Source organism: Rhodoferax ferrireducens (genome assembly GCF_031458075.1).
Classification (GTDB): domain Bacteria; phylum Pseudomonadota; class Gammaproteobacteria; order Burkholderiales; family Burkholderiaceae_C; genus Rhodoferax_B; species Rhodoferax_B ferrireducens_A.
Genome location: NZ_JAVDXT010000003.1, coordinates 554,358 through 570,725, shown reverse-complemented (window position 1 = coordinate 570,725; position 16,368 = coordinate 554,358). Strand labels below are relative to the sequence as shown.

The 16,368-nt window shown below is 65.2% G+C and carries 14 protein-coding genes; 7 read left to right on the top strand and 7 right to left on the bottom strand.

Features of this window, described 5'->3' with window-relative positions; all coding sequences use genetic code 11:
- The first annotated feature begins 23 nt into the window (after positions 1-23).
- Positions 24-815 carry a transglutaminase domain-containing protein gene (locus J2X19_RS18070; protein WP_310375213.1) on the top strand — a complete coding sequence of 264 codons (792 nt, stop codon included), beginning with the start codon at positions 24-26 and terminating at the stop codon, positions 813-815.
- A gap of 3 nt (positions 816-818) precedes the next feature.
- On the opposite strand, the gene J2X19_RS18065 is transcribed toward J2X19_RS18070, so the two are convergent.
- The gene (locus tag J2X19_RS18065; protein WP_310375211.1) at positions 819-1,439 is read right to left on the bottom strand and encodes a helix-turn-helix transcriptional regulator; all 621 of its coding nucleotides are present in this window, start codon (positions 1,437-1,439) and stop codon (positions 819-821) included.
- A gap of 144 nt (positions 1,440-1,583) precedes the next feature.
- Here J2X19_RS18065 and J2X19_RS18060 point away from each other — a divergent pair, with 144 nt between their 5' ends.
- Positions 1,584-2,549, top strand: coding sequence for an ornithine cyclodeaminase family protein (locus J2X19_RS18060; protein WP_310375209.1), 966 nt, complete (start codon positions 1,584-1,586; stop codon positions 2,547-2,549).
- A 104-nt stretch (positions 2,550-2,653) separates the two neighbouring features.
- Here J2X19_RS18060 and J2X19_RS18055 read toward each other — a convergent pair whose 3' ends face one another.
- Complete coding sequence (locus J2X19_RS18055) at positions 2,654-3,016, bottom strand: HPF/RaiA family ribosome-associated protein (protein WP_116607540.1); 363 nt, start codon at positions 3,014-3,016, stop codon at positions 2,654-2,656.
- A gap of 461 nt (positions 3,017-3,477) precedes the next feature.
- On the opposite strand from J2X19_RS18055, the gene J2X19_RS18050 reads away from it, so the two are divergent.
- A complete protein-coding gene (locus J2X19_RS18050; RefSeq protein ID WP_310375207.1) occupies positions 3,478-5,391 on the top strand; it encodes an alpha-amylase family glycosyl hydrolase in 1,914 nt (637 codons plus the stop codon).
- Here J2X19_RS18050 and J2X19_RS18045 read toward each other — a convergent pair.
- Both J2X19_RS18045 and alr read right to left on the bottom strand, forming a co-directional pair.
- A complete protein-coding gene (locus J2X19_RS18045; protein WP_310375205.1) occupies positions 5,381-6,814 on the bottom strand; it encodes a lipopolysaccharide biosynthesis protein in 1,434 nt (477 codons plus the stop codon). The genes J2X19_RS18050 and J2X19_RS18045 overlap by 11 nt on opposite strands.
- Before the next feature lie 166 nt (positions 6,815-6,980).
- Complete coding sequence (gene alr, locus J2X19_RS18040; protein ID WP_310375204.1) at positions 6,981-8,102, bottom strand: alanine racemase; 1,122 nt, start codon at positions 8,100-8,102, stop codon at positions 6,981-6,983.
- 155 nt (positions 8,103-8,257) lie between these two features.
- Here alr and lplT point away from each other — a divergent pair, with 155 nt between their 5' ends.
- From lplT to J2X19_RS18025, 3 genes are read left to right on the top strand one after another with little or no spacing between them, the layout of a single operon-like run.
- The gene (gene lplT, locus J2X19_RS18035; protein WP_310375203.1) at positions 8,258-9,538 is read left to right on the top strand and encodes a lysophospholipid transporter LplT; all 1,281 of its coding nucleotides are present in this window, start codon (positions 8,258-8,260) and stop codon (positions 9,536-9,538) included.
- Between the two features lie 30 nt (positions 9,539-9,568).
- Entirely contained in the window at positions 9,569-10,444 is an 876-nt protein-coding gene (locus tag J2X19_RS18030) for a DMT family transporter (RefSeq protein WP_310375202.1), read from the top strand.
- Between the two features lie 33 nt (positions 10,445-10,477).
- The gene (locus J2X19_RS18025; RefSeq protein ID WP_310375201.1) at positions 10,478-10,966 is read left to right on the top strand and encodes a glutathione peroxidase; all 489 of its coding nucleotides are present in this window, start codon (positions 10,478-10,480) and stop codon (positions 10,964-10,966) included.
- An 83-nt stretch (positions 10,967-11,049) separates the two neighbouring features.
- Here the strand turns inward: J2X19_RS18025 and J2X19_RS18020 are convergent, their stop codons facing one another.
- The 3 genes from J2X19_RS18020 to J2X19_RS18010 form a co-directional block, all read right to left on the bottom strand.
- Positions 11,050-12,231, bottom strand: a complete 1,182-nt coding sequence (locus tag J2X19_RS18020) for a fumarylacetoacetate hydrolase family protein (protein WP_116607546.1) — start codon at positions 12,229-12,231, stop codon at positions 11,050-11,052.
- 20 nt (positions 12,232-12,251) lie between these two features.
- On the bottom strand, positions 12,252-14,042 hold the full coding sequence (locus tag J2X19_RS18015; RefSeq protein WP_310375200.1) for an IlvD/Edd family dehydratase: 1,791 nt from the start codon (positions 14,040-14,042) through the stop codon (positions 12,252-12,254).
- A 202-nt stretch (positions 14,043-14,244) separates the two neighbouring features.
- Positions 14,245-15,246: a TRAP transporter substrate-binding protein gene (locus J2X19_RS18010; RefSeq protein ID WP_116607548.1), complete on the bottom strand. Its 1,002-nt coding sequence runs from the start codon at positions 15,244-15,246 to the stop codon at positions 14,245-14,247.
- A gap of 151 nt (positions 15,247-15,397) precedes the next feature.
- Between J2X19_RS18010 and J2X19_RS18005 the strand changes: the two genes are divergently transcribed.
- Entirely contained in the window at positions 15,398-16,366 is a 969-nt protein-coding gene (locus J2X19_RS18005; RefSeq protein WP_310375199.1) for a LysR substrate-binding domain-containing protein, read from the top strand.
- Positions 16,367-16,368 lie beyond the last annotated feature (2 nt).

Genomic DNA, 16,368 nt, shown 5'->3' with positions numbered 1-16,368 from the left:
ACATTTGACTGCTGCCCACCACCATGCAACTCACCGCTACCTGCACCTTGTCTGTCACCAGCGCCGCCGGGTGCCCCATCGTGGCCATGCTGCGACCCCGCAACGGCCAGGCCCAGCAGGTGCTGCAGGAGAGCTACGGACTGCAGCCCTGGGTGGCCAGCGCCGACTACATCGACAGCTACGGCAACCTGTGCCAGCGGCTGGTGTTGCCACCGGGCAGCACGCAGATCGCCGTGGCCGCCACGGTAGAGGTGGACGCTGACATCGCCGTAGCCCCCGAGGCCGGCGCCACAGCGCTGCAGGAGCTGCCCGACTACGCGCTGCTGTACCTGCTGCAAAGCCGCTACTGCCCGTCGGACAAGATGGCCGAGCGCGCGCTGGGCATCGTCAACGGCGCGCCCCCCGGCTATGCCCAGGTCGAGCAGATCCGCGCCTGGATACACGACAACCTGGAATACCAGTACGGCGTGAGCACGGCCACCACCGACGCGCTGGACACCCTGGCCCATGGCGCCGGCGTGTGCCGCGACTTTGCCCATGTGGGGATTGCGCTGTGCCGCAGCCTGCGCATCCCGGCGCGCATCGTGGTCGGCTATCTGCACGGGCTGGAGCCGATGGACCTGCACGCCTGGTTCGAGGCCTTTGTGGGCGACCGCTGGTACACCTTTGACGCCACCCAGGACGCACCGCGCGGTGGCCGCATCGTGCTGGCCTATGGCCGCGACGCAGCCGACGTAGCCTTCATCTCGGACTATGGCGACACGCCGCTGGAAGTCAGTGACATGCAGGTCAGTGTCAGCGCTTCCAGCGTCTGACCCCTACTTGGCGTCGTTGTACACCGTGGCCCGCGACACACCCAGGTGGGCGGCGGCGATCTCGGCGCCGCGGCGGATCTCCAGGTAGCCCGCGCGCTTGATATCCTGCACCAGCTGCTTGCGGTCCGCCGGCTTGAGCGCACGCGAAGTGGTGGCGCGCGCGGCGGCAAAGTCGTCGATGGTCTGGCGGATACGGTCGGCATTCGCAGCGTCCAGGGTTTCGGTCACTGCGCTGGATTCGATAGCGGTGAACTGCGCCATCGCCGCCTGGATGCCGCCGAACAGGGTCAGGTCCACGTTCAGGCACAGCGCCGCCACATAGTCGCCGGCCTCGTTCTTGATACCGATCGAGGTGCTCTTGACCTTGCGCCCGTCGGCAAACTGGTTCGCGTAGTTGGCGATCACCGCGGGGTAATCGGGGTCCTGGATGCGGGCCAGACCCAGCTCGGTGGCTGGCAGGCCGATGTTGCGCCCGCTGAGGTTGTTTTCAATCGCCAGGATGGCGTTCTTGGGATGCGTCAGGTCGTGCACCACCACCTCGCAAAACGGCGCAAAGGTCTTGCCCAGGCCCTCGGCGATCCGCTGGAGCTGGGTGAACAAATGCTGGTTGGCGCTGGGCTGCATGGTGGGTGGCCTGGACAAATTGTCTAAAGCCGCATCGTAGCCGACCACAGTGGCGTAGGTGCTGGACTTATTTTCTGGAAATTGACTATTTATCTAAAATTAGATATATTTTCCAGAACTAGACACCCCCAGCGAAAGACCTCCATGACCCCACCCCACGACCTGCTGCTGCTCGACAACGCCGACGTGCAAGCCCTGCTGACCCACGACGACACGCTGCGCTGCGTGCGGCACGCCTTCGAGGCCCACAGCAACCGCAGCGGCCGCACCTTTCCGCTGGTGCGCGAATCGCTGGGCGGGCAGACGGTGTTCGGCATCAAGTCGGGCGACATCGCCGCCGACCAGGCGCTGGGGCTGAAGGTCGCCGGCTTCTGGCCCGCCAACCGGGCCCTGGGCAAGGACGCCCACCAGGCCACCATCCTGCTGATGGACCCGGCCACCGGCCGGCCGCTGGGCCTGTTCGACGGCAACCATGTGACCTCCATGCGCACCGGCGCGGCCGGCGGCATCGGCATCCAGCAGTTGGCCCGGCCGGACAGCCGCCGCCTGTGCCTGTTCGGCAGCGGCGTGCAGGCCCGCATCCAGCTGGACTACGCGCTACGCGTCTGCCCCTCGCTGACCCAGGTGGATTACGTCACCGCCCAAGGCCAGCCCAGCCCGGTGCTGGAAGAGCTGTTCAGTCCGCGCTGCAGCATCACCCATGCACCTGACGCCGATACCGCCGTGGCCCGCGCCGACATCGTGGTCACCGCCACGCCCAGCCGCCAGCCCCTGTTCTCGCGCGCCGCGGTGCGGCCCGGCACGCATATCAACGCGGTCGGCGCCGACACCAAGGGCAAGCGCGAGCTGCCCGAAGGCCTGCTGGAGCAGGCGCTGCTGGTGGTGGATGACATAGCCCAGGCGCGCCAGCTGGGCGAGTCGCAATGGGCGCCCGACTGTGCGCTGCAGGAGATCGGCACGCTGCTGCCCGATACTGGCTGGCAGCGCCCGGCCGAGGCCATCACCGTGTTCGACATGACCGGCATCGCGCTGCAGGACCTGACCGTGGCCCAGTCGCTCTACACCCTGGCCGGCGCGCACGGCCGCGGGCGCCGGCTGGCCTGGCCATGATGAGGCGTTTGATTGCTATGGTTTAAATAGCTGCTGACGCTAGTGGAATATGCGCTGGAGGCCGATTTCTTCTAAATCTGCCGGCGGACCGGGCCGGCCGCGCGCTAGGCGTCGGGCGGCACCACGGCGGCGATCACCGTGTCGCTGCGCACCTTCTGGTCGTGCAGGCGGTGGATCAGGTCGTCGATTTTGCGGGTCAGTTTGGCGGCGGCGCCGTCTACCGCCTTGTGCAAGGTGTCGGCATGGTGGGTCACGGCGACCGGTGGCCGGCCTTCGAGCCGGGCTTCGAGCATGCAACGCTTGTCGTGGTGGGCGTTCTTGTCGCTGTTTTCGTCGCTCAGGTGCACCTCGACGCGGGTGATATGGGGGCTGAGGCGCTGCAAGGCATGCTGTACCACGCCGGTGACGTGGCTGGCCAGGCCTTCATGGCCTTCGATGTTGTGGTCGGTATTGATCTGGATCTGCATGCGAGCCTCCTAGTTTTGTTGTGGTCGTGGTGGCCATGATGCTCCGCATCGGCCGCCACCGCTGTTCTAGATGGAGGGCCGGTGGGACTGTGAGTTCCCCGCGGGGGTTCAAACAATGGCTGCCTACTATGATTTAAATAGCTGCTAGTGCAGGTACTGCCTGCGCTACAAGCATTTTCTATTTAAAAATAAGTCGTCCGCTGCGATCCACCGGCGGCACCGTCCAGTGCCCATAGTAGCCAGGCCGGTGTCATGGGCAAAAGCCCTTTTGATGGAATTGCCATGCCGTCTCCGGCCGGATAGCGGGCGCAGCGGCAGGCTGATCGGGCAGGTTGCCCGCGCCGGCCTAGTGTTTCCCCTGTACGCGGCCCAGGTGTTTGCGGCTTCAATCGGCGGGGGCCTCAAAGCGCTTTGGAGCGTACACTCGCGGCCGTTCTTTCCATCCACACACTGGCCGCACCATGCTTTCTGTTGCCCACCAAGTTCAGCTGTCCCAGCAGCACGTCACCGCCCAGCTGGCGGCCCGCCCGGCGGCCAAGGCCGCGCGCAAGGCCTGGAAGGCGTTTGCCAGCCGGCTGGACGCCCACTTCCCCACCCTGCTGCAGGAGCTGGCCCCGCTGTACGGTGCGCGGCCCGACTTTCTGGACTTCCTGGTCGAGCTGCTGGCCGTGGGCTTCGACGCCTGGCTGGAGCGCCCGGCCGACCTGCAGGCGCTGGACCTGCAGCGCGAGAAGAACCCGCGCTGGTTCCAGTCGCAGAAGATGCTGGGCGGCGTCTGCTACGTGGACCTGTATGCCGGCAATCTGAAAGGGCTGCTGAAGCAGATCCCCTATTTCAAGGAACTCGGGCTGACCTATCTGCACCTGATGCCGCTGTTCAAATGCCCGGACGGCAACAGCGACGGCGGCTACGCGGTCAGCAGCTACCGCGAGGTGAATCCGGCCTTGGGCACCATGGCCGACCTGCAGACCCTGGCCGCCGCACTGCGCGCCGAGGGCATCAGCCTGGTGCTGGACTTCATCTTCAACCACACCTCAGATGAGCACGACTGGGCCCGCGCCTGCGTGGCCGGTGACCCGCAGTACGCCGACTTCTACTACCTGTTTCCCGACCGCACGCTGCCCGACGCCTACGACCAAACCGTGCGCGAGATCTTCCCCGACCAGCACCCGGGCGCGTTCTCGCAGCTGGCCGACGGCCGCTGGGTCTGGACCACCTTCAACAGCTTCCAGTGGGACCTGAACTACAGCAACCCCGCGGTGTTCACCGCCATGGCCGGCGAGATGCTGGCCATCGCCAACCTGGGCACCGAAATCCTGCGCATGGACGCGGTGGCTTTTGTGTGGAAGCGACTCGGCACGGTGTGCGAGAACCTGCCGGAAGCGCACACGGTGATCCGCGCCTTCAGCGCGCTGGTGCGGATTGCCGCGCCCAGCATGCTGTTCAAGAGCGAAGCCATCGTGCACCCGGACGATGTGGTCAAGTACATCTCACCGCAGGAATGCCAGCTCTCCTACAACCCACTGCAGATGGCCTTGCTGTGGAACAGCCTGGCGACGCGCGAGGTGAACCTGCTGCAGCAGGCGCTGGAGCAGCGCCACAACCTGGACCCGGACACCAGCTGGGTCAACTATGTGCGCAGCCACGACGACATAGGCTGGACATTTGCCGACGAGGACGCGATACAGCTCGGCATCCACGGCTTTCCGCACCGGCAGTTTCTGAACCGGTTTTACGTGAACCGCTTCGAGGGCAGCTTTGCCCGCGGCGTGCCGTTCCAGGACAACCCTGCGACCGGTGACTGCCGCATCAGCGGCACCTGCGCCTCGCTGACCGGCATCGAGCAAGGCGACCCGCTGGCGCCGGCGCGCATCCTGCTGCTGCACAGCGTGGCCCTGAGTACCGGCGGCATGCCGCTGATCTACCTGGGCGACGAGGTCGGCACGCCGAACGACCATAGCTATCTGGACGACCCGGCCAAGGCCAGTGACAGCCGCTGGGTACATCGGCCGGCACGCAGCGCCAGCCTGTACAGCCAGCGGAATAAAAAGAGCAGCGTGCCCGGCCAGATCTACCAGGGCCTGCGCCGCATGGTCGAAGTGCGGTCCAGCCTGGAGGTATTTGCCGGCGGCCAACTGACCGGCTTCCGCGCCGGCAACCCCAGCGTGCTCGGCTATATGCGCGGCAAAGGGGGCGCCCACGTGCTGGTGCTGGCCAACTTCAGCGAACAGCCGCAGCACTGCCCCGCGTTGGTGTTTTCGGCCCAGCCGAAGACGGCGGTGGACCTGCTCAGCGGCACGGTGCGCAGCCTGCGCGAGGGCTTGGCGCTGGCGCCTTACGAGGTGCTATGGCTGGACTGCAGAATTAGCGCTTGATCTTGCCCCAGATCGACAACAGCTCTTCTTGCAACGGGTGCTTGAACACCATCACACCCGCCACAAACCCCAGCAGCGCGCTGGCACCGCCCAATGCCAGGGGTAGCAAGGAAGTCTCTGGATACAGACCGAATTCGGCGACCACCAGCACCGGGCCTACAGCGGTCAGCAAGGCCACCTGCCCGCTCAGACGCACGGCGTGCAACAAGCCACGCAAAGGCAACTTGAGGTGCTTCCCCGTCACCTGCAATGCATACGCCGCGCTAATGGCTGCAGATACGATGACAGCCAGACTCAAGGCCACCAGGCCTTGCGAAGCGCCCAGCGCCACAAACGCCACCGTCTGGAGTGCGTTCACAACGGTCAGCCGCGCAATCTTTGCCACAGCGCCTGACGACAGCAGCGCAATATTGCACAGCGATGCGGGCACGCTGAAGGCAATCGCCACCGACAGATAGCGCGCCAGGTCCACCGACTGGTCCCATTGGGTGCCATACAGCACCCGCACGATGGGATGGGCCAGGCAAATGATCACCACACAAAAAGACCAACCCACCACGGTGACGTAGGCGGTGGCTTTCAGAAACGGTGCGATGAAGTCGCCTTCTTCGCGCGACTGTTTGGCAAACCACGGTAGGCAAACCGAACCGACCGCATCAATCACCAGCCGATTGAACATCTGTACCAGCCCGTTGGAGCGCGAATACAGACCGGCAGCTGTCAAGTTCTGCAGCTTGCCGAGCAGCAGCTCGGGGGCTCCGCCGGAAACCACGCCGATGATGGAGCTGACCGTGAGCTTGGAGCCAAAGCTCAGCACGCGACGCACCTCGCCCAGGCCCGGCATCCAGGGAAACGACTTGGGGCGGTAGTGGCTGGCCATCAGGGCACCAACCACGGTCGCCGTCAGCGAGCCAAAAGCCAGACTGATCGGACCATGGCCACCCCAGGCCAAGACCATAGACACCAGCGCACCGAGCAGCGCCGACGAAAACCGCATCAAGGCCACGCTCTCAAAGCGCATTTCGCGCATCAGCCAGGCATAGGTGAGCGAACCAAAAGGGTTGATGGCGTAGTTCAAGGCGATCACCAACATGATGTCGCGCATGCGGGGCTCTTTGTAGAACAAGGACACCGGATAGCTGGCCAGCACCACCAGGCACGCCAGACCCACCCCCAGACCCAGCTGCACCGCCCACACCGCGCGTATGCGCTCGGTGGTCAACTCGCGCTCCTGCACCAGGTACTGGCCGGCGCCCATGTCCCGTACCGACGCCACCAAGGTCAGCAACACCATGGTGACGGAGAACACCCCGATTTCGGCAGGCGTCAGCAGCCGGGCGATCACCATAGAAGAACCCACGGAAATCGCCAGACTCGCATAGCGGTCCAGAAAGGAAAAGAACAGCGATTTGCGAGTGGACATAGTCAATACATGCTGGAATAGTCCGCAAGCTTATAAAAAGGCGTAGGGAACGGCGGACTGAGCACCCAGTTTTGCATCCCAAAAGGGCGGGGGACACCGATGAAGGCTGGTACTCGCGCTATCGATAAAGTATCGCACAGCACCTTGCTGTGCGACAACCGCCGCCCTACTCCACCACCACCGGCACCCGCTGCGCCAGCGCGCACATCAGCTCGTAGCCCACCGTGCCCGCAGCCTGCGCGACTTCGTCGATGGACAGCAGCGCGCCGTTGGCGGCCCGGCCCCACAGGGTGACGGGTGTGCCGATCTGGGCCTGGGGCGTGGGGGTGAGGTCGACCACCAGCATGTCCATGCTGACACGGCCGAGTGTGCGGCTGCGCACGCCGTCGACCAGCACCGGGGTGCCGGTCGGGCAGATGCGCGGGTAGCCGTCGGCGTAGCCGCAGGCGACGATGCCGATGCGCATCGCCTCGCCGGCCACAAAGTTGGAGCCATATCCGACGCTGGCGCCCGGCTGTAAATCTTGTGTAGCTATGATTTTCGCAGCAAGCGTCATGGCCGGCTGCAGCCCCCAGTCGGCCGCGCTATAAGCCGGAAAGTCCGGCGCGCTGCCGTAGATGGCGATGCCGGGGCGCACCCAGTCGCCGGCCACCTGGGCTGCCAGTGCCGGCTGCTGCAGCGGGCCGCCCGGCGTGTGGCGCAGGGTGGCCGCGCTATTCGCCACGCTGCGCTCGCCCGGCAGGTCTTCGGTGACGGCATTGAAGATGGCCATGGCCTCGGCCACGCCGCGCGGGCCGTCGGCGTCACTGAAATGGGTGATCAGCGAGATCTCGTCGACCTGGGGCAGCAGGTTGAGCCGGGTCCAGGCCGAGCGGTAGCGCTCCGGCGCAAAGCCCAGGCGGTTCATGCCAGTGTTCATCTTCAGGAAGATGCGGTGCGGCACATTGGTCTTGTGGATGGCCAGCATGTCGATCTGGGCGTCGCAGTGCACGGTATGCCAGAGGTCCAGCCGCGAACACAGCTCCAGATCGCGCTGCTCGAACACGCCCTCCAGCAGCAGCACCGGGCCGCGCCAGCCCAGGGCGCGCACGCGTTCGGCCTCGTTCAGGTCGAGCAGGGCAAAGCCGTCGGCGCCGCGCAGGCCGTCGAACACCCGCTCGATGCCGTGGCCGTAGGCATTCGCCTTGACCACCGCCCAGACCCGGGCATCACCCGCAGCGGCACGGGCCCGGGCCAGGTTGTGGCGCAAGGATTCGGTGTGGATGGTGGCCAGGATGGGGCGGGGCATGGGGTGGGTCCGTTCGGGTCGGGGGGCGGAGTTGCGGGCTAGGTCCGGGGTTATTGCGGATTTTGGCATTCCAGCGCGTGATATAACCCGCTGTCCCTGGAGACATGTCTTAAATCAACCTGCATCAGTCCAGCTGATGCCGCCACAAGTATTTAATGAAGCGCGGTTTCTTTACCCTCATGTCGGCCCAGTTCTTCTCGTCACTGGCCGACCAAGCGCTTTTCGTAGCGTCGGTGGCCATGATCCGGGGTTCGGGCGGAGCCCAATGGCAGCAGGCGGCTTTGGTGCCGATGTTTGCGCTGTTCTATGTGATCCTGGCCCCCTGGCTGGGCGCGCTGGCCGATGCCTTTCCCAAGGGCCGGGTGATGCTGGTCAGCAACAGCATCAAGGTGGTCGGCTGCCTGATGATGCTGTTCGGCGTGCACCCCCTGCTGGCCACCGCGGTGGTCGGGCTGGGTGCCGCCGCCTACTCGCCCGCCAAGTACGGCATCCTCACCGAGATGCTGCCGGCCTCGCAGCTGGTCAAGGCGAATGGCTGGATCGAGGGGTTGACGATTGCCTCCATCATCCTGGGCGTGCTGTTCGGCGGCCAGCTGGTCAGCCCGATGCTGTCGATGAAGCTGCTGGCCATCGACATCCCGCTGATCAACACCGGCATCGACACCGCACCCGAAGCCGCCATCAGCGTGCTGATCGCCGTCTACGCATTGGCCGCCTGGTTCAACACCCGCATCCCCGACACCGGCGTCGAGATGCGGCCCATGCCGTCCAACTTCCTGGCCTTGCTGCCCGACTTCTGGCGCTGCAACTCGCGGCTGTGGAGCGACAAGCTGGGCCAGATCACCCTGTCCACCACCACCTTGTTCTGGGGTGTCAGCGGCAATCTGAAGTACATCGTGCTGGCCTGGAGCGCCACCGCCCTGGGCTATAGCATCACCCAGTCGACCAGCCTGCTGGGCGTGGTGGCCATTGGTACCGCCGTGGGTGCAGTTGCCGCTTCCATGCGCATGCGGCTGGACACGGCTACCAAGGTGATCCCGCTGGGCCTGGCCATGGGCTTGCTGGTGATACTGATGAACTTCATCCACAACGTGTGGATCGCCGTGCCCTTTCTGATCATCCTGGGTGGCCTGGGCGGCTTCATGGTGGTGCCGATGAATGCGCTACTGCAGCACCGCGGCCACAACCTGATGGGCGCAGGCCGCTCGATTGCGGTACAGAACTTCAACGAGCAACTGTGCATCCTGGGCCTGGGTGCGTTCTACAGCGTGTCCACCGGCATGGGGCTGTCGTCGTTCGGTGCCATCACCGCCTTCGGCCTGGTGGTCGCCGGCTTCATGTGGCTGATCCAGCGCTGGCACGCCAGCAACTGCATCCTACACAAGGACGAAGTCGACCACTTACTCATGCTGGCCCGCACCGACAACACGCACTGACTCTCAGCGCCCTATAGCTAGGGCATCTGCATGCCCTCCGCCCTGCTCCCCGTTCTCGCTCTGCTGCTCAACGCCTTCATCTGGGGCGTGTCCTGGTGGCCGTTCCGCCAGCTGCAGCATGCGGGCCTGCACCCGCTGTGGTCGACCTCGCTGCTGTATGCGGTCGCGCTGCTCGGCCTGCTGGTCTGGCGGCCGCGCGCCTGGCAAGGCATGTGGCGCCGGCCCGGCCTGTGGTGGCTGCTGCTGGCCACCGGCATGACCAATGTGGGCTTCAACTGGGCGGTGGCGATTGGCGACGTGGTGCGCGTCGTGCTGCTGTTCTATCTGATGCCCGGCTGGGCGGTCTTGCTGGCCTGGCTGCTGCTGGGCGAGCGGCCCACGCGCGCATCGCTGCTGCGGCTGGCCCTGGCGCTGGCCGGGGTGCTGATCGTGCTGTGGCCGGCAGACGGCATGGCCAGTGTCGCCAGCCTGGGTTTCTCGGCCGCCGACGCGCTGGCCTTGTTCGGCGGCTTCAGCTTTGCGCTGACCACGGTGCTGCTGCGGCGCCAGCAGCATGTGCCCGGCACCGAGCGCATGGTGGCGATGTTTGGCGGCGGCGTGCTGATGGCCGGGCTGGCGGCGCTGGTCGGCGGGCAGTTCGGCGTGGCCAGCGCGCTGCCGACCGTGCACGCCGGCTGGGCCAGCGCCATCCTGGCGATGGGCCTGCTGTTCTTCATCAGCAATATGGGGCTGCAGTACGGCGCGGCGCGGCTGTCGTCCAGCAACAGCTCCATCGTGATGCTGACCGAGATCGTGTTCGCCAGCGTCTCGTCGATCGCCCTGGGCGCTGCCACGCTGTCACTGCGCACCCTGGTCGGGGCGGCGCTGATTCTGCTGGCATCGCTATTGGCGGCACGCAGCGACTGAGCAAACTCGGCGCGCTTCTGCTCCAATGGCGGTATGAGCACCTCCATCTACGATTTCACCGCCACCGGCATCGACGGCCAGCCCGTCGCCCTGGCGCAATTCAAGGGCCAGGTTCTGCTGGTCGTCAACACCGCCAGCGCCTGCGGCTTCACGCCGCAGTTTGCCGGGCTGGAAGCGCTGCACCAAAGCTATGGCGCCAAGGGCCTGGCGGTGCTGGGCTTCCCTTGCAACCAGTTCGGTGCGCAGGACAAGGGCAGCAACGACGAGATCGCCAGCTTTTGCCAGCGGAACTACGGCGTGAGCTTTCCGATGATGGCCAAGATCGAGGTCAATGGCAGCGGCGCCGATCCGCTGTACCAGTGGCTGACATCCGAAGCCCCGGGCCTGCTCGGCACCCAGTTCATCAAATGGAACTTCACCAAGTTCCTGGTCGGCAAGGACGGCCAGGTACTCAAGCGCTACGCCCCGAACGACACGCCCAAGAGCCTGGAAAAAGACATAGAGGCGGCCTTGGGAATTTAAAGAAAACCAGGCCCTGGCGCAGTAACTGATTGCGCCAGCAGCTACTTTTTATGTAGCAAGCACATATTAAAGTTCATGCTAATTCAGAGCGTCTGGCCTTGCAGCAGGCCGCGTTGGGCCAGGTTGCTGATGAAGGCGCGCAGGCCAAAACGCCAGGGGGCCGCCGTTTCGCTGTGCGCCACGCGGTTGTGCAATGCCCCCAGCCAGGCGCTGCGGATGGTGACCACATCGCCGAGCTTGTGGGTAAAGCCGCTGCCAGGCTGGTCGCGGTCTTCGATGGGGGCAAACAGCGTCCCCAGAAACAGCATGAAACCGTCGGGGTACTGGTGGGCCGACAGGGTTTGCGCCACCAGATCCACCGGGTCGCGGCTGATGCTGGCCATGGTGTTGATGCCGCGCAGCTGGTAGCCGTCGGCACCGGCCACGTGGAGGTGCACGGTCTCGTTGCGCACCGCGTCCAGCCCAAAGCCTGCGTCGAACAGGCGGATAAACGGGCCGATGGCACACGAGGCGTTGTTGTCCTTGGCCTTGCCCAGCAGCAGAGCGCTGCGGCCCTCGATGTCGCGCAGATTCACGTCGTTGCCCAGGGCCGCCCCCACGATGTCGCCGCGGCTGTTGACGGCCAGCACCACCTCGGGCTCGGGGTTGTTCCAGGCCGAGTCGGAGCGGATACCGATGTCTTCACCGCAGCCCACCGAGGCCAGCACCGGAGCCTTGGTGAACACCTCGGCATCCGGGCCGATGCCCACCTCCAGGTACTGCGACCACAGGCCTTTTTCCTGCAGCAGCGCCTTCAGCGCCATGGCCTGCGGTGAACCGGGGCGCATATCGGCCAGGCTGGCCCCGATCAGGCCGGTGACCTGGCTGCGCAGGCTCTGGGCCCGGCTGGCATCGCCCCGGGCTTGCTCTTCGATCACGCGCTCGATCAGGCTGGCGGCAAAGGTCACGCCCGCCGCCTTCACCACCTGCAGGTCGCAAGGGGCCAGCAGGTAGGGCAGGCCGGTGTCACGGCTGCCAGGCAGGCTGTTGGCCAGCAGGGCATCGACGCTGCACAGCCGCTGGCCCGGGGCCTTGCGCACCGCCTCGGCCGGTTGGGCGGTATCGAGCAGGGTGCTCATGGTCGGGTACTGCGCGCTCAGGTCGAACACGCCCTCAGGCCGCAGGGCCACCACGGCCGGGCCAGGTAGGGTACCGCCCAGCCAGACGCGACCCACCAGGGTGCCGGCCAGACCGTCTTGGGGAAGTATGTTGTTAGCTTCGCTCATGTTGTTCTTTCAATGGCTAATTAGTGGTTATGGCGCGGTGTCTTTTCGGAAATGCGCTGGTAGTCCAGCGCAAAGTCCATCGTGGCCCCATCGGCCAGTTGGCCGGTTTTCTCGCGGTACAGCGCTTCCCAGGGGGAGTGGCTGGGCGGGATGGGCGGAGCGGGCAGCTCGCGGCGGCGGCGGGCGATTTCTTCCGCAGACACCAGGGCATCGCAGCTTCCCGCGTTCAGGTCGATGCGGATCGTGTCGCCGCTGAGCAGCCAGCTCAGGCCGCCACCCACGGCGCTCTCGGGCGAGGCGTTGAGAATGGAGGGGCTGTCGGCGGTGCCAGACTGGCGGCCATCGCCCAGGGTCGGCAGCGTCATGGTGCCGCGCTGGATCAGCGCGTCCGGCGGTTGCATGTTGACCACCTCGGCCGAGCCCGGCCAGCCAATCGGCCCCGCGCCGCGCATCACCAAGATGCAGCCTTCGTCGATGTCCAGCGTGGGGTCGTTGATGCGGGCGTGGTAGTCGTCGGCGCCCTCGAACACCACGGCGCGCGCCTCGAAGATGCCCTCGGAACCCGGGCGGCTCAGGTAGCGTGCGCGGAATGCCGCCGAGATCACCGAGGTTTTCAGGATGCCGAAGTCGAACAGGTTGCCGCTCAGCACCAAGAAGCCCGCCTTCTCCATCAGCGGCGCGGCAAACGGGTAAATCACCTCGCGGTCGTTGGTTTCGCGGCCTTGCAGGTTGGCGGCGATGGGCTGGCCGGTAACGCTCAAGGCATCGCCGTGCAAGCGGCCTGCCTGTTGCAGCTCCCACATCAGTGCGGGCACGCCGCCGGCGCGGAAGAAGCGCTCGCCCAGAAACTTGCCCGCGGGCTGCATATTCAGTAGCAGGGGCAGGTCGTAGCCATGGGTGGTCCAGTCCTGGGGACGCAAATCCACCCTGGCGTGGCGCGCCATGGCCATGATGTGCACCTGGGCGTTGCTGGAGCCGCCCGCGCAGCTCACCACCGACAAGGCGTTCAAAAAGCTCTCGCGCGTCAGGATGCGCGAAGGTCGCAGGTCCTCAAAGGCCATCTCCACGATGCGCCGCCCGGTGGCATAGGCCATCTGCCCGCGCTCGCGGTACGGCGCCGGAATGGCGGCGCAGCCGGGCAAGGAGAGGCCCAGGGCTTCGGCCACCGCATTCATGGTGGAGGCCGTGCCCATGGTGTTGCAGTGGCCCGCCGACGGGGCGCTGCTGCAGGCCCGCTGCAAGAATTCTTCTTCATCGATCTCGCCCGCAGCCAGCTGGCGACGGCTGCGCCAGATCACCGTGCCCGAGCCCACCAGCTCGCCGTTGTGCCAGCCGTCCAACATCGGACCGCCCGACAGCACGATGGCCGGGATGTCCACGGTGCTGGCGGCCATGATGCCCGCGGGCGTGGTTTTGTCGCAGCCGGTGGTCAGCACCACGGCATCGATGGGGTAGCCGTACAGAATCTCCACCAGGCCCAGGTAAGCCAGGTTGCGGTCCAGCGCAGCGGTGGGGCGGCGGCAGTTCTCGAAGATGGGGTGCACCGGAAACTCCATCGGGATGCCGCCCGCATCGCGGATGCCCTCGCGCACCCGCCGCGCCAGGTCGACGTGGATGCGGTTGCAGGGCGACAGGTCGCTGCCGGTTTGCGCAATGCCGATGATGGGGCGGCCCGACCGCAGTTCTTCGGGCGTGAGCCCGTAGTTCATAAAGCGCTCCAGGTACAGCGCGGTCATGTCCGAGCGTTGCGGGTCGGCGAACCATTCGCGGGAGCGGAACGGGCGGATAGGTTGACGTTCTGGCGTGTCCATGGCGTGGCTTCTTGTGAAAAGTGGGGCAAATTGGGTCGATGGGCGCGGCACCCGGCTACAGGCAGAACGCACACCTTCCAGAAACACCGCAGAACTGGCTTTGCCAGACTGCTGGTGTTGCCCCCTGCATGTCGTATCTGTTTTTCAAACAGATACGAGGGGGGTTGGCGAAAAGCGCTTGTGCTGTAGCCTGGGGGTGTACCTATTTCCTCAGCTTGGCCAGCTCGCCCGCCATCTCGGCGGTGGTGTCTTCGCCAAACTCTTTGCTGAACTTGGCCAGCACGGGTTGCAGCTTGGTGCGCATCTTGGCTTGCTCGGCAGCGGGTAGCTCGGTGACCTGCATGCCCGCCTTCTTCAGCTCGCCCACGGCCTTTTCACTGAAGGCGCGGATGGTTTTGCGCTCATACAACGTGGCTTCGCGGGCGGCATCCTGCACGATTTTTTGCTCTTGTGCATTCAGGCCGTCCCAGGTCTTTTTGGACATCAGCAGCACCCAGGCGCTGTACATGTGGCGCGACAGCACCAGGTGTTTTTGCACCTCGAAGAACTTGCTGGCAAGGATGGTGGCGGGCGGGTTTTCCTGGCCATCCACGGCACTGCTCTCCATGGCCGAATACAGCTCGGTGAACGGCATTGGCGTGGCGTTGGCACCCAGGGCACTGAAGGTGTCCAGGAACAACTGGTTCTGGATGACGCGCAGCTTCAGCCCGGCGATGTCGTCGGCCTTGGTGATGGGGCGGCGCGAGTTGGTCACGTGGCGAAAGCCGTTTTCCCAATAGCCCAGGCCGATCAGGCCTTTTTCCGGCAGCTTGGCCAGCAGTTTCTGGCCAAAGGGGCCGTCCAGCACGGCATCGGCCTCTTGTTCGGTGTTGAAGGTCAGCGGCAGGTTGAGCACGCCAAACGGCTTGATCAGCGACACCAGGGTGGAGCTGTCGGGCACGGTCATCTCCAACGTGCCGCCGCGCAGGGCCGAGGTCATGCTCACGTCGTTGCCCAGCGAGCCGCTGGCAAACAGCTTGGCGTTCATCTTGCCGCCACTCTTGGCCATGAGTTGTTCGCCGAAATACTTGACGGCCAAAGCCTGTGGATGGTCGTCGCTCAGGCCGATGCCGACCTTGAACACATGCTCCTTGATTTGCGCAGCCACCGGGCCGGTAAGTGCGGCCAACAGCGTGGCGGCCAGGGCGAGGGATTTCAGCTTCATGAATGTCTCCAATCTCATAGTTTTGTTGCGATGGTTCGCCCATCGGCCCCTCGCCAGCCCTGTCCAGAGCTGGCATGGCGCAGAGCCGAGATTAGGCCAGGCACCTGCGGAGGTCCACTGAATTTTTCGCTAGAATCCATTCCAAACAGTTATGAGTACGGACGATTTCCTGGGTAAACCCTTATCCATCGCACAGGCCTGCGGGCGCCTGCGCTTCCGGCACCTCCAGTTTTTAGACATCCTCGGCCACACCCGCAATTTGCGGCTGACCGCCGAGCAAATGCACATCACCCAACCGGCGGCCACCAAGATCCTGATGGACATCGAGGACATCCTCGGCTCGCGGCTGTTTGACCGCCTGTCGCGCGGCATGCGGCCCAACGAACTGGGCCTGTTCACGCTGCGGTATGCGAGCAGCGCGCTGACCGGACACCGCAAATTTGTCGATGAATTCAATGCCCTGCGGCAAGGCGGCCACGGCCACCTGGCGATTGGCGCCATCACCGGCTCGGCCGCGCACCTGCTGATTGCCGCGGTCGCGGAAATCCAGCGCCTGCGACCTCTGCTGGTGCTCAAGATTCTGGAGCAAAGCAGCGACCAGCTGATCGTCTGGCTGGCCGAGCGCAAGATCGATCTGATGATCGGCCGCTTCACCGACGAGGCCCAGAAAACCCAGTTCCAGTACGAGCGTTTGTCCAGCGAACCGCTGCAGGTGGTGGCCGGGCTGAACCACCCTTTGCGCGGCGCCCAGGCCCTGGACCTGGTCGAACTGGCCCGCTGGCCCTGGATCCTCTACCCCAGCTCCACGGCCGTGCGCAAGGTGTCGGATGCCTTCTTCAGCAGCGCCAGTCTGGCGCTCACGTCGGGCATGGTTGAAACCCCGTCCTTCCTGTTTGCCCTGGAGTTGATGCAGACCACCGACATGCTGTCGCTGCAACCCGCCGCCCTGGTCGAGCGCTACGTGAAGAAAGGCCTGTTGGGCCGCATCCCCATCGACCTGCCAGACCGCATGCCCGACTACGGCCTGATCACCCGCCTGGGCGAACCCGTGGCACCGGCGGCGCGGGCCTTCATGGACATACTGCACGGCATGGCGGGCAACGCCATCGAAACCGTGTGAAC